Annotated in this window: 11 protein-coding genes and 1 pseudogene; 8 read left to right on the forward strand and 4 right to left on the reverse strand. The window is 37.4% G+C overall.

Translation table 11 applies throughout. The annotated features are described in order from the left end of the window. The first annotated feature begins 244 nt into the window (after positions 1–244). Both VIO64_RS07570 and fabV read left to right on the forward strand, forming a co-directional pair. Positions 245–1,759 (forward strand): alpha-isopropylmalate synthase regulatory domain-containing protein, encoded by a 1,515-nt coding sequence (locus VIO64_RS07570; RefSeq protein WP_331916763.1) that lies wholly within the window; start codon positions 245–247, stop codon positions 1,757–1,759. 134 nt (positions 1,760–1,893) lie between these two features. After that, positions 1,894–3,081: an enoyl-ACP reductase FabV gene (fabV, locus tag VIO64_RS07575; RefSeq protein ID WP_331916765.1), complete on the forward strand. Its 1,188-nt coding sequence runs from the start codon at positions 1,894–1,896 to the stop codon at positions 3,079–3,081. A gap of 300 nt (positions 3,082–3,381) precedes the next feature. Here fabV and VIO64_RS07580 read toward each other — a convergent pair whose 3' ends face one another. The 3 genes from VIO64_RS07580 to VIO64_RS07590 all read right to left on the reverse strand — a co-directional run bounded on the left by VIO64_RS07580 (position 3,382) and on the right by VIO64_RS07590 (position 6,832). Next, a complete protein-coding gene (locus VIO64_RS07580) occupies positions 3,382–3,924 on the reverse strand; it encodes a DUF2812 domain-containing protein (RefSeq protein ID WP_331916767.1) in 543 nt (180 codons plus the stop codon). Then, the gene (locus VIO64_RS07585; RefSeq protein WP_331916769.1) at positions 3,921–4,250 is read right to left on the reverse strand and encodes a PadR family transcriptional regulator; all 330 of its coding nucleotides are present in this window, start codon (positions 4,248–4,250) and stop codon (positions 3,921–3,923) included. Before VIO64_RS07585 ends, VIO64_RS07580 begins: the two co-directional genes overlap by 4 nt. A 239-nt stretch (positions 4,251–4,489) precedes the next feature. Continuing rightward, entirely contained in the window at positions 4,490–6,832 is a 2,343-nt protein-coding gene (locus VIO64_RS07590; protein WP_331916771.1) for an EAL domain-containing protein, read from the reverse strand. 222 nt (positions 6,833–7,054) lie between these two features. On the opposite strand from VIO64_RS07590, the gene gnd reads away from it, so the two are divergent. The 5 genes from gnd (at position 7,055) to VIO64_RS07615 (ending at position 13,362) form a co-directional block, all read left to right on the forward strand. Next, the gene (gnd, locus tag VIO64_RS07595; protein ID WP_331916773.1) at positions 7,055–7,957 is read left to right on the forward strand and encodes a phosphogluconate dehydrogenase (NAD(+)-dependent, decarboxylating); all 903 of its coding nucleotides are present in this window, start codon (positions 7,055–7,057) and stop codon (positions 7,955–7,957) included. 21 nt (positions 7,958–7,978) lie between these two features. Beyond that, complete coding sequence (gene zwf, locus VIO64_RS07600; RefSeq protein WP_331916775.1) at positions 7,979–9,466, forward strand: glucose-6-phosphate dehydrogenase; 1,488 nt, start codon at positions 7,979–7,981, stop codon at positions 9,464–9,466. An 18-nt stretch (positions 9,467–9,484) separates the two neighbouring features. Continuing rightward, entirely contained in the window at positions 9,485–10,117 is a 633-nt protein-coding gene (locus VIO64_RS07605) for a cyclase family protein (RefSeq protein WP_331916777.1), read from the forward strand. 104 nt (positions 10,118–10,221) lie between these two features. Further along, positions 10,222–12,135 (forward strand): ABC-F family ATP-binding cassette domain-containing protein, encoded by a 1,914-nt coding sequence (locus tag VIO64_RS07610; RefSeq protein ID WP_331916779.1) that lies wholly within the window; start codon positions 10,222–10,224, stop codon positions 12,133–12,135. A gap of 30 nt (positions 12,136–12,165) precedes the next feature. Beyond that, complete coding sequence (locus tag VIO64_RS07615; protein ID WP_331916781.1) at positions 12,166–13,362, forward strand: DEAD/DEAH box helicase; 1,197 nt, start codon at positions 12,166–12,168, stop codon at positions 13,360–13,362. A 135-nt stretch (positions 13,363–13,497) separates the two neighbouring features. On the opposite strand, the gene VIO64_RS07620 is transcribed toward VIO64_RS07615, so the two are convergent. After that, on the reverse strand, positions 13,498–13,725 hold the full coding sequence (locus VIO64_RS07620; protein ID WP_331916783.1) for a glutaredoxin family protein: 228 nt from the start codon (positions 13,723–13,725) through the stop codon (positions 13,498–13,500). Between the two features lie 249 nt (positions 13,726–13,974). Between VIO64_RS07620 and VIO64_RS07625 the strand changes: the two are divergent. Further along, a pseudogene (locus VIO64_RS07625) lies at positions 13,975–14,298 on the forward strand (thioredoxin family protein); the annotation flags it as partial. Positions 14,299–14,351 lie beyond the last annotated feature (53 nt).

Genomic DNA, 14,351 nt, shown 5'->3' on the forward strand with positions numbered 1-14,351 from the left:
TGTAGCTTTCTGCTTTTGATCTAGAAATAAAATAATTTTTACTGGCTCCCTCAAAATAATCTAGTGTATGGTTTTCTACCGTTAAAAGGAACGCATATGTTTGTATGTTGTATCAGGTGGTTAACGAAATTTTAGGCTTTCGTCCTGTTATAGGGGCGAAGGCTTTTATTTATGTCTATATTAAGAGTAATAATATAGGAAAAAGGGTTTAAGAATTTTTAATTTGAATGGAGGTATACATCATATGAGAATTGAGATTATGGATACAACCTTGAGAGATGGAGAACAAACTCCCGGCCTTGCTTATACACAGCATGAAAAACTTACAATAGCAAAGACATTATTGGAAGATGTAAAAGTTGACAGGATAGAAGTTGCATCAGCAAATGTATCTGCAGGAGAATTAGCTTCAGTGCAGGCCATAACTTCCATGTGTCAGAAATGCGGCTGCCTCGAAAAGGTCGAAGTGCTTGGATTCATAGATAAAACAAGATCCGTCGACTGGATTGTATCATCCGGTGCCAAGGTTATGAATCTTTTATGCAAAGGTTCTCTTAACCATGTGACCAACCAGCTTCGCAAAACACCGGATCAGCATCTTGAAGACATTAAGTTTGTTATTGACTATGCTGTTCAGAAAAACATAAAGGTAAATGTTTACCTGGAGGATTGGTCAAACGGCATATTAAACTCACCTGACTATGTATTCTTCCTTGTAGACAATCTTAATAAGCTTCCCGTTATGAGGTTTATGCTTCCTGATACCCTCGGTATATTAAATTCCAAACAGACATATGAGCTATGCAAAATGATGGTTGAAAGGTACCCGGGCTTGAAATTTGATTTCCACGGCCACAACGACTATGATATGGCTGTTTCAAATTCATTTATGGCTATACACGCAGGCTTCTCAGGTATTCATACCGCAGTTAACGGACTTGGAGAAAGAGCGGGAAATACTCCTCTATCAAGCATAGTAGGTGTAATCAATGATCATTTTAGCGATGTTGAAACCACCATAGATGAATCAAAATTAAATTCAATAAGCAAATTGATAGAAGCATTCTCAGGTATAAGGATTCCTGTTAACAAGCCTATTATTGGAGAATATGTGTTTACTCAGACCTGCGGAGTTCACGCAGATGGTGATAAAAAGGGCAACCTTTATTTTAATAAGCTTGTTCCTGAAAGGTTCGGAAGATTAAGAAAATATGCACTTGGGAAGACTTCCGGGAAGGCCAGCATCCTTAAAAATCTCGAAGAGCTGGGAATTTTCCTTGAAAGCGATGCTATTGCCCGTGTAACCCAAAGGATAGTTGAGCTTGGCGATAAGAAAGAAAGCATCACAACTGAAGACTTGCCTTTTATTGTATCTGATGTACTAGGATCCCAAGCACTTACCGAAAAGGTAAAACTCATAAATTATTATATATGCCATGCTCAGAACTTAAGTCCTGTTGCTACTCTAAAAATAGAGATTGATGGTGTAGTTTATGAGGAAACCGCTACAGGTGACGGTCAGTATGATGCATTCATGAAGGCACTTAGCAAGATTTATTCAAGCCTCAATAAAACCCTTCCGACACTGGTTGATTATATCGTTACAATTCCTCCCGGAGGAAAAACTAATGCATTGGTTGAAACAGTTATAACCTGGTATAAGGATAAAGAATTTAAGACAAGGGGATTGGACTCCGACCAAACAGCCTCATCCATTAAAGCTACAGTCAAGATGCTTAACTTAATAGAGCAAGAATAACCTAATTTAATAACTTAAGCATTGTAAATTTTTCAAAAAGGCCATATAATTACTAAGGAAAAGTCACTTTGGGATAAATAAAACTCAAAATTGATTGATTTTTATGAAGTTGATTTGTTTGAAAGGAGCATAAAATGATTATAAAACCAAAAACCAGGGGCTTTATTTGTACAACTGCACACCCAGAAGGTTGTGCACAAAATGTTCAGGAGCAGATTAATTATATAAAAGGCAAGGTTCCCTTAGAAGGTCCTAAAAAAGTATTGGTAATAGGTGCTTCCACCGGTTATGGGCTGGCTTCAAGAATTGCAGCAGCTTTTGGATCAGGTGCAGCTACAATAGGTGTTTTCTTCGAAAAGCCTGCTTCAGAGACTAAGACTGCATCAGCAGGATGGTATAACGCTGCTGCCTTTGATAGGAAAGCCAAGGAAGCTGGACTTTACTCCCAAAATATAAACGGAGACGCGTTTTCCGATGAAATAAAAGATAAAACTATCCAATTAATAAAAAAAGATCTGGGTAAGATAGATATGGTTGTATATAGCCTTGCTTCCCCAAGGCGCATACACCCAAAGACAGGAGTTACCCACAATTCTGTTATAAAGCCTATAAGCAATCCATTTACCAATAAAACAATAGATTTTCACAGCGGCGTTGTATCGGAAGTTACAATTCAACCCGCTAGCGAGGATGAAATAAAAGATACCGTAGCAGTTATGGGCGGTGAAGATTGGGAAATGTGGATTCAGGCACTTAAGAGTGCCGGAGTGCTTGAAAGCGGTTTTAAAACAGTTGCTTTTTCATATATCGGCCCTGAGTTGACACATGCAATTTATACAAACGGTACGATTGGCAAGGCAAAGGAACACCTTGACAATTCATCTAAAGCAATAACAGCTCAGCTTAAAGACATTGATGGAAAAGCCTATATTTCAGTGAATAAGGCTCTGGTTACACAGGCAAGCTCAGCTATTCCGATAGTACCCCTTTATATATCTATATTGTATAAGATAATGAAGGAAAAAGGACTTCATGAAGGTTGCATAGAGCAGGCATACCGCCTTTTTGCAGAGGGCCTATACTCCGACTCACCTACACTCGATGATTCTGGCAAAATCCGTATCGACGATTGGGAAATGAGAAGTGATGTTCAGGAAGGAATTAAACCTGCATGGGAACAAATTACTACGGAAAACGTGAACTCACTTTCAGATTTGGAAGGTTACCGCAGTGATTTCTTCAAGCTCTTTGGCTTTGGCTTAAAGGGTGTCGACTATGAGAGTGATGTTAATCCTGTAGTAGAAATACCCGGAGTTGAATAAAATCCATCTGCTTATGGCTCAATAATTTCCTACAAATATAAGCCGGCTTCCTGATATATCATAGTATGTATCAGGTGAGCCAGCTTTTATATAAAAATTATGTGCAATTTTAAAATACATGCTATCTTTTTTGAAGGGAAAGTGCTTTATCACTTAAAGCGAATTAATACAATCCTTCAGATTATCATTTCTCCACTTTCTTAAAATTATTCCGTCTGCCTCCAATTGCATATGCTTTCCCTCCTCAAAACCTACTTCAAAATTATAATATCTATATACTCCCAATCCTTAATAGTCATTCTATTCTCGAATAAGTTTTTCTTTTTTTAACCGCTTAATATTTCTTGACGTCTTAGCTATTCCCAGTACAATTAATATAGCCAGAATAGTAGTAACGCTGACTAAAACCAGTCGTAGTTTATCCCCTTCTTCATAAAAACGACTCCAGTTTAAAATAGTAGGAAATACACTTACTGGTATTAAGCAGGCTAGTAAAGTCATAATCCGTTTATAATGCTTGATTTTGGATTCAATATCCGAGTATATCTCAAATGCTCCACTAGTAGTTTTCTTTCTAAAATATACCCAGCGAAACAGTGAGCCGATATGCTCTACTCCTGTTTCTTCAAGAAACTTAATATATGAAGAGCTTTCATAATTTGATGGAAGGTTTTCTAAAAGCTCTAATTTGTATGTATATTCTCCATGTATACCTTCCTCAAAGACATATTTACAAAACCCTACCGATACAAGCTGCAACCCTTTTGCCGACATTTCATTCAGCCATTTTTCCTCTTTCTCAAAATCCCACGCGAAAAAAAATTTGTAAATAGTATGTCTCATTTTTCTTCTCCCCCTGTAATTTTTTCCCCATTTCTAACCAGTTCCCGAAGCCTTTCAATTTCGTTATTAACAACTTCTTTGCCTAATTCGGTAATTTGATATTCCTTTTTACGTGAATTAGATTCTCCTGAAACTGCTATTATAAAACCCTTTTCAAGCAAAGTATTTATTGCACCATATAGCGTTCCCGCTGCCAGATTAACTCTACTATCACTTAGATCCATTACGTTTTGCATTATCCCATATCCATGCATTGGCTTATAAAGCGATAGAAGAATATAATAAACTGCCTCTGTCAAAACAATGCTCTCTTTACTCTGTCCCATTATATCTGCCCCCGTTATTTCGTATCACGTTATATCGTCATCCGATATAATTATATTATAACGGCAGCCGATATGTTTGTCAACAACTTATACAAAATCGCTTGCGATTTTATCAACCTTGGTCGTTGTCGTAAGAAATTATGATGTAGCATACACCATAATTTCTGAGACATTAATAAAAACAGCTTACCGATTATTTTATCAGTAAGCTGATTCCCCTTTTCCCTCATCCTATTAACTTATACACCCTGCATGCAGCTATCCGAAATTTTTAGTGCCTCTTCCGACGGAACAGGCTTGCTGAAAAGATACCCCTGCACCATGTCACAATTCATTTCATCCAGCACTTCCAACTGCGAATGCTCTTCAACCCCTTCTGCCACAACTTTGAAGCCAAAATCATGGGATATTTCGATAATTGCTTTTACAAGCTTAATATTCATTTCTTTCCTCTTGCATATGTCATTTATAAACGACCTATCAATTTTAACCTCACTAACAGGGATTGATTTTAAATAACTAAGGGATGAATAACCTGTGCCAAAGTCATCGAGGGATATCTTAAAGCCTTTTTCCCTTAGTCGCCCCAACTTATCTACATTGTCCTTAAATGATTGCATGACTGCTGTTTCTGTGACCTCAAAGCATAATCTCTCAGGCTTTATATTGTAATACTCTACAATCTTTAGAGCCTTCTCTTCAAACATCTGATTTGACAGCTGTATAGGCGAAACATTAACCGATATGGTGATATCCTTCCATCCCCTGTCATCCAGTTCCAGAATAAACTTGCATGCTTCATTTATAACAAAATAGCCTATATCATTAATAATTCCTGTTGTTTCAGCAAGCCCTATAAATGAATCAGGCGTTACAAAACCGAATTCCGGGTTATACCAGCGAATAAGTGCCTCATAACCAAAAAGTTTTTTCCCTCTTATCATATACTGGGGCTGGTAATATACCATAAACTCGTGGGAGTGCAAAGCATTCTTCAGTCCGTTTTCCAACTTGGATGTCCGTATAACTTCTTCATTCATTTTTTCATCAAATATTACCCAGTTGTTTTTACCGAGCTCTTTTGCTTTATACATTGCTATTTCAGCTTTTTTAATATAATCATGAACATCATTTGCCCCACTTTTAAACTCAACAACACCTGAACTTACGCCCAAGATGAATTCCTGATCTTTGTATTGTATAGGAGTAGTAATTATCTCAAGGATATTGTCGTAAGCTTCCTTCAAATTTTTTTCTTCCCCTGAAATACAACAAACAAATTCGTCTCCGCCAAATTTAGCAATAGTATAATCCTTGCCGAGATTAATTATATTTTTTGAAAGGAGTCTTAGAACTGTGTCACCTACAGGATGACCGAACACATCATTAATATACTTAAAATTATCTATATCCATCAGTATAAGAAACCCTTTTTTATTTTCCTTTATAATTCCTGAAAAATAATCAATAAACCACAATTTATTAGGCAGCCCTGTAAGTACATCATGGGATGCAATAAAAATAAGTTCGTCATGTTGAGTCTTTTTCTCATGTATGTTTATAAATGCACCTAAAAGGTGCACTGCATCACCAATATGATTTTTAACTGCGACGAACTTGGCACTGAACCAGTTATAGTTATTGAAGTAGTTTTTGTATCGGAACTCCGTTTCGTAAATATTGATTTCACCTTTTTTTAATCTTTCAATATTTTTAAAAACAGAAGACAAGTCCTCAGGATGAATTTTCTCAAACCATTCTTCGATGAGAAACTCACCTTCAGAGTCGGAGTCAAATATTGAGTACCAGTTTTCCGACAAATACTTTTTATTGCTGCTTAAATCCCATTCAAAGAGTGCTTCATTGCTTGCTTCAAATATCTTTTTGTATCTATCTTCACTTTGCCTTAAGCTTTCCTGGTAGTTTACCAATTCATCATATTTATCCCTGAGTTCCTCCTCTGTTGCAGTTATCTCCTCATAGAGTGCTTCAATTTCATCCCTTTGAAGAGACATTTCATTAAGTTTTCTTATATTTTCATTAGCTCTTTGATTCAGTAAGTAATTGGTATAATATGAAACAGCTATTACCATTGCAAGTATCCCTATTCTACCTAAATGATCTGATATATTTAGATTTACTGTTTCTTCAGGCTGTTTAAAAGCTAGATAGGTTAATAGCCCCATCGATGTAATAGATAATGTTGTCAGAACAATGCGGCTTGTATACAACAAGGACATTATCACAAGAACGAATATTGAACTCCATATGGTTAAAGAGGCGGCCTGTCTGTCTCCTAGAATTAGAATTATATAAGTCGATGCAAAAATTATTGAATTTATATATGTTATAAGGTTTTGTCTTCTTGTAACTTTGCTTAAAAAATATGGCAGCACTGAAAGCAATGCCATAAACATACAAATAGCCATAATCTTTCCAGATATACCTATAATAATTGTCCTTAATATAAAATATAAAATTACACCAAAAATTGTAGATACACCAAATATCAGTGATGCTATCTGATTGGCTTTTTCATTTGACCCAAAGCCCCTTAAATCATTATGGCTATTATTTAACATTATTGAACTCCTTCATGTAATAGTATTGGGCAAATATTAAATAATCATGACTAAGCATTATTACACAAAATATATATCGGCAAAAATTATGTCAACATTAACACTTGATTGAGTCTAAACTTTTTCTAAAATACATTTATTGGACCCAGTTTCACATATGATAAACGAGGGTATTTAATTAATGTGCTTTATACGTGAATAGTAAAACTCAGGAGGTATGAAATGATAATAGGACTTGTTGGTTTGGGCAAAATGGGTTTAAATCTGGCCCTGAATATGAAGGATAACAATCATAATATCATCGCATTTGAAATTTCCCGGAAAGCTGCACAAGAGGCTAAAACTTATGGTATTGAAAGCTACACTGAATTGGAAACCTTTATTGATAAAATGTCCGGCAGTAGTCCTAAAATTATATGGCTAATGATACCAGCCGGAAAGCCTGTCGATGATATGATAGACAATATTTCCCCCTACCTTTCCAAAGGCGATATCCTTATTGATGGGGGTAATTCTAATTATAAGGATACACTAAGACGGTTTGAAAAGTTGGAGCCCTTAGGGATTGAATTTGTGGATATAGGCACCAGCGGAGGCATGGAAGGAGCCAGAAACGGAATATGTGCCATGATAGGTGCATCCCAAGAAGCCTATAATACTCTTAAACCCTTATTGGAAAGCATCAGTATCGAGAACGGTTTTATCCATACCGGACCTAATGGCTCGGGGCATTTTGTAAAAATGGTTCATAATGGAATAGAATACGGCATGATGCAGGCAATTGGAGAAGGCTTTGAAATATTGAAAGAAAGCCGGTTTGATCTGGATTTGGAAAGCATTGCAGATGTATGGAACAACGGGTCGGTAATAAGGGGCTGGCTTATGGAGCTTGCTGCAAGAATGTTTAAAAAAGATGCTGGTCTCAATGGCATAAAAGGCATTGTTCAGTCCTCCGGGGAAGGATTGTGGACCGTTCAGGAGGCACTTGAACTAAAAGTAGCAGCACCTGTTATTACAGAGTCATTGTTTGCAAGGTACCGTTCCGAAAAAGAGGATACATTTACAGGAAAAGTAGTAGCTGGTCTAAGAAATGAGTTCGGAGGACATTCGGTAGTAAAAAAATAGTATCTTCGGGGGTTTTATATAATGGATAGAAAGATAGATTCACCTTGCATTATGACTATATTCGGAGGCACCGGTGACCTTACACACAGAAAACTTATTCCCGCACTATACAATCTCTTCCATGAAGGTATGCTGCCCCAAGGATTTCTAGTAGTTGGCGTGGGCAGAAAAGATAAAAACCATGAAAGCTACAGGGAGGAGCTTAAAGCTTCTGTTGAAAAACACTCCAGATTCAAGTTGAATAAGGATGTATGGGAGTTGTTTTCACAAAAAATACATTACTATAGAATGGAGATAACCCATTCAGAAGACTATGACGGTTTAAAATCATACTTAAATAGCTTGGACACCTCATTTTCTACAGAGGGGAACAGGCTTTACTATCTCTCGGTTGCTCCCTCTTTTTTTGAGACAGTAACCTGCAATCTTCACGCTTTTGGCATGGCTGAAAATAATAGCAGTTGGCAGAGACTTATTATTGAAAAGCCCTTCGGGCATGATCTTAAAACAGCTCAATATCTTAACAAAATAATTTCAGAGGTTTTCCCACAGGAAAACATTTTCAGAATAGATCACTATTTAGGCAAGGAGATGCTCCAAAATATCCTTGTAATCCGTTTTGGAAATGCAATGTTTGAGAGCTTCTGGAACAGCCGCTATATTGAAAACATTCAAATAACTTCTTCTGAAACATTAGGGATAAAAAACAGGGCAGATTACTATGATTCCTCAGGAGCTTTAAGGGATATGCTCCAAAACCATATGCTGCAGCTTTTGGCTCTGGTTGCAATGGAACCTCCTGCTTCCATTGATGCCAAGTCCATAAGGGACGAAAAAATTAAGCTCCTAAGAAGCATTACCAGGAATAATCTTGGTACCATTAAGGAAAATATAGTACGAGGCCAGTACAGTGACGGCGCTATTGGTTCAAGGGAAGTTCCTGCATACAGAAATGAAAGCGGAATACCCAGGGAATCAAATACCGAAACCTTTATAGCTGCGAGCCTTATGGCGGGAAATTTCCGCTGGGGCAATATGCCGTTTTATCTTAGGACGGGTAAAAGGATGAGACAAAAGATAACTAAGGTAATTATAGAGTTCAAATCCCTTCCTGAAATACTGTATTTCAAGGAATACAAAGGCATGCAGCCTAACCTCATGGAAATAAGGATTCAACCAAGCGAAGGCGTGTCCTTCAGCTTTAATGCTAAAAAGCCGGGTACACACAATGAAATAGCAAACGTAAAAATGGATTTCTGCCAGAACTGCAGCCTGGAGCACAACTCTCCCGAGGCTTACGAGAGGCTTCTGGCAGATGCATTAAAGAATGATCAGACGCTTTTTACCAGTTGGGATGAAATTGAAGCATCCTGGATGCTGGTTGATAATATAGCACAATTATGGAATGAAGAAAAGCCGGATTTTCCAAACTATAAACCAGATACTTTTGGCCCCCCTGAAGCTGACGAGCTTTTGGCAAAAAAAGGGCATAAGTGGTGGAATGAGTAACATACATGGAGGTTTACAATGAAAATTATCGATGTAAGCATGACAATCCATAGGGATATGCCCGTATATAAAAATAAAGATGAAAAACGTCCGGTAATAACTGTAACAAGTGATTTTAAAAAGGGTAGTTCATATGAATCCAGAATAGATATGGACCTCCACACAGGAACCCATATCGATATGCCTCTTCACATGATAGAAGGAGGAAAGACCTCTGAATCCCTTGATATCCATAGGCTTGTTGCAAAATGTTTTGTTATTGATCTTACGGGGGTAGAAGGTAAAATAACAGAATACGATCTGAGATCAAAGGTTCTACCCTCCTGTGATTTCATTCTATTTAAGACGAAAAACTCCTTTTGCACCAACTTTGATCCTGATTTTGTCTATCTTGATGTGACAGGTGCAGAATATATCAGCAGCATAGGTATAAAAGGCGTTGGAACCGATGCACTTGGCATAGAAAGGGCTCAACCAGGTCACGAGACCCATAAAATTCTTTTGGGGAGCGGAATTATCATAATTGAAGGGCTTAGATTGGCACATGTGGAGGAAGGAATATATCAGATGATTGCCCTGCCCCTTAAGATTGATAAAACTGAAGCCCTTCCTGCAAGAGTTATATTGGCTCCGGATGTGGATTTTGAATAAGTATGTAGCTATAACTATATGAAGTCTGCTATAATTATATAAAGTTTTATAGATACTTGTCTGCAAAGTTATAGGTGGGTATCTATTCGTGAAGGGACGATTTCATGAATATACTATCGGCAGAAGGAATTTCAAAAAGCTATAGCGAGAAGATCTTGTTTAACGATATATCATTGGGAATCAATGAAGGTGAAAAAATAGGGCTCATTGGCATAAATGGGGTTGGCAAGTCAACCCTGCTGAAAGTTATTGCCGGTGTTGAAACTTCAGATACAGGAAGGATTATAAAGGGAAGCGGTGTGCGGATCGGATACCTTTCCCAAAACCCTGACCTAAAAAAAGGCATGACTGTATTAAGTCAGGTATTTGATGGTGATACACCGGTAATGAAGCTTATTAGTGAATACCATTATACACTTCATAAATTTAATGAAAATTCCGATTCGCAATTGGAAAAGAGGCTTCTGTCACTTACCCAGAGCATGGATGCCATGGGTGCATGGGAAATGGAGAGCGAAGCTAAAACTATTCTTACCAAGCTTGGCGTATATGATTTTGAGGCTGATGTGGGCACACTCTCAGGGGGTCAGAGAAAAAGAGTAGCACTTGCCGGGGTTCTCATAAACCCAGTAGACCTCATCATTCTTGACGAGCCTACTAACCATCTGGATAATGACACTGTTGATTGGCTTGAGAATTTTCTTAACAACCGTAAAGGTGCCCTCCTTATGATAACCCATGACCGCTACTTTCTCGACAGGGTGGCCAACAGGGTTATTGAGCTTGATAACGGAAATCTGTACAGCTATGAAGCAAACTACACCAAGTTCTTAGAGCTTAAGGCTGAAAGGGAAGAGCTTATTCAATCCTCCGAACGAAAACGCCAAAGCCTTCTTAGAAAGGAATTGGAATGGATACGCAGAGGTGCAAAAGCACGTTCAACCAAACAAAAGGCTCGTATAGACAGGTTTGAGAAGCTTTCGGAGCAGCAGGGCAGCACCTTATCCGGCAACATTGAGATTATGGTTGGTTCCTCCCGTCTGGGAAGAAAAATAATTGAGATGGAAAATGTAAGCAAGGGTTTTTCCAACATAAGACTTATAAACAATTTCAGTTATATTTTAAAAAGAGATGACAGGATTGGTATAATAGGCCCAAACGGAATGGGCAAAACAACTCTCATGAAAATCATTTCCGACAGGCTGAAGCCTGACAGCGGAAACATAAGCTATGGTGAAACAGTAAAAATAGGCTATTTCTCACAGGAAAACGAGGAAATGGACCACAGCTTGAGAGTTATTGACTATATACGGCAAACAGCAGAATATATAACAACTAAGGAGGGAAAGATTTCTGCATCCCAGATGCTTGAAACATTTCTATTTCCTCCAAGTGTGCAGTGGACTCCTATTTCAAAGCTTTCAGGAGGAGAAAAGAGGCGGCTTTATTTACTCAATGTCCTAATGGCTGAACCCAATGTTCTCTTATTGGATGAGCCCACAAACGATTTGGACATACAAACCCTTACAATTCTGGAAAGCTATCTTGACGAATTCCCGGGAGCAGTTATTACCGTATCTCATGACAGATATTTTCTTGACCGTATAGTAAATAACATTTTTGCATTTGAAGGCAATGGTTTAATAAAACAGTTTACCAGCAATTATTCAGAGTACCAGAGTTATAAAAAGGAATCCTTATCCGAAACAAAAAGCATTAGCCAGAACAATGAAAAAAACAAGGAAAAGAATTATAATGAAACCGTTAAAGATAAGCCCCTTAAGCTGTCTTTCAAAGAACAGAAGGAATTTGAACAGATTGACGACGAAATAGCTTCTTTAGAAGAAGCCATAAAAAATACCACGTGCAAAATCGAAGTAGAATCCAGCAATTTCGAGCTTCTTCCAAAGCTTCTTTCAGAAAAGGAAGCCCTCGAAAAGCAGCTTGAAGAGAAAATAGAGCGTTGGGCATATCTAAACGAGTTGGTGGAAAGAATTAATAACAACAAGAAGAACTAAACAAAACTATTAATGTAAAAGGAGATTTACGTGATTGAATTATTTAACAGCTTGAATATGGATCAGTCCATAGTCACAGCACTAAAAAAGCAAAACATAACTGTTCCTACAGATGTACAAAGAAAGGTTATTCCGGAGGTTTTAAAAAACAAGGATCTGATAGTACGGTCCCAGACAGGTACAGGTAAGACCTTAGCTTACCTTATACCAATTTTTGAGAAGCTAAAAGAATCAAAGGACCTTCATACCATTATCCTTGTACCTACACATGAGCTTGCGGCACAGGTTCACAAGCAGATTGAATTTTTATCCCAGAACTCCGACATCAAGGCACGGTCTGCCCTTATTATAGGAAACGTAAATATAGAAAGACAAATAGTTAAGCTTAGGGAAAAGCCCCAGGTTATCGTAGGCTCGGCCGGACGTATACTTGAGCTTATTAAAAAGAGAAAGATAACGGCACATACAGTAAAGTCAATAATAATTGATGAAGCTGACAGGCTCATGCTTGAGAATACACTTGAAGATGTTAAGGCTATCGTAAAGGCCACATTGCGAGAAAGACAGATAATGATGTTTTCCGCTACAATCTCCACACTAACCGTAAAAAAGGCGGAGGAGATCATGAAAGAACCTGAATATATTGAAGTTGAGGAAGTCATTGCCGTCCCTGATACAATCCAGCATTTATATTTTGTTGCCGAGGAGCGGGACAAGGTTGACATGCTGAGAAAGCTTCTTAGGACAATAAACCCTGAAAGGGCAATTATTTTCGCAAGCAAAAGCGATGAAATAGAAATTATTTTATCAAAGCTTCTTTATCACAAATTTAACGTTCATGCCATTCACGGAGCTAACGTTAAACTAGATAGAAAAAAGGCATTGGATGATTTTAAATCCGGGAAGGTACAGATATTACTTGCATCCGATATCGCTGCTAGAGGGCTTGATATTAGCGATATTACACATGTTTTCAACCTCAATGCCCCCGAGGATCCCAAAGCCTATGTACATAGGGTCGGCAGGACAGGGAGAGCAGGAAAAAGCGGCGTGGCAGTGTCTATCGTCTCCCCTAAGGAACTATTGACAATTAAAAGTTACAAGAATTCTTTAAAAATAAACATTGAAGAAAAGGCACTCTATGAAGGCAAAATAATTGAACCGTCAAAGAGAAAAACTTTCAGGAAGGCACCAAGGAAAACCACCCAAAGACATCCAAAAAGATAAGCAGCATTTGCAAATTTATATACAAAACTAACAAATGCCATATAAATAATATAAAACTATAAAAGGTAACGGACTGCTTTCACATCCCGTTACCTTAAATCATTTGCCGTAAAAATCACTTTTCAGATCGGATGATTATTTCAAAAGGTTATCAATAGCTGCCTGATCAAAACCTACAATGATGTTCCCATCAATATCAATTACCGGTACTCCTCTTTGTCCGGATTTGTTAATCATTTCCATTGCTGATTCCCGATCTTTTGAAACATCAACCTCTTTAAATCCAACTTCCTTATCTTTCAAATAATCCTTAACTCTGGTACACCATGGGCATGTAGGTGTTGAATAAACTGTAATGTTCATAAAATCTCCTCCTTCAATCCTAATATTATATTAATACCCCCTAAGGGTATAAGCAAAACATATAATTTCCTAAATTATATATTTTATTTTATGCAATCGCAACATGTTTTTATCGCATAAACATTTTCCATTAAAATATATTTTAAGACGAAGTATTATGTGGTATGTTATAGATGTATATTTTAAATAATTGGAAAAAATAATATTTGATATACTTTTATAAAATAACTTCATCCATAAGTATAATTCATGAAGAATGGAGGTAACAAGAAAGTGTCAGAATTTTACACCGTATGTGATTCCACAAACTTTGAAGAGGTTGCTTTAAAAAGCGATCTTCCGGTTGTTGCTTATTTTTACTCCGATGACTGTCTTCCCTGTACTAATTTTTCACAGATATTTGAGAGGTCTGCTGCTACATTATCTGGCCAATTAAAGTTTGTAAAGGTATTTAGGCCCCATAACAGACAGCTTGCAGAGAAATATTCCGTTAAGTCTAGCCCTACCATAATATTTTTCAAACAGGGGAAGGAAACCTGCTCCAGGCTTAATGGGTATATAAACTTTCCTGAATTTAAACAATCTCTTGAAAATATACTTGAAAGAACCTGTGATTCAAAAGAACA

Origin of the sequence: Pseudobacteroides sp., from assembly GCF_036567765.1 — a bacterium.
In the GTDB taxonomy this organism is placed as follows: Bacteria; Bacillota; Clostridia; order Acetivibrionales; family DSM-2933; genus Pseudobacteroides.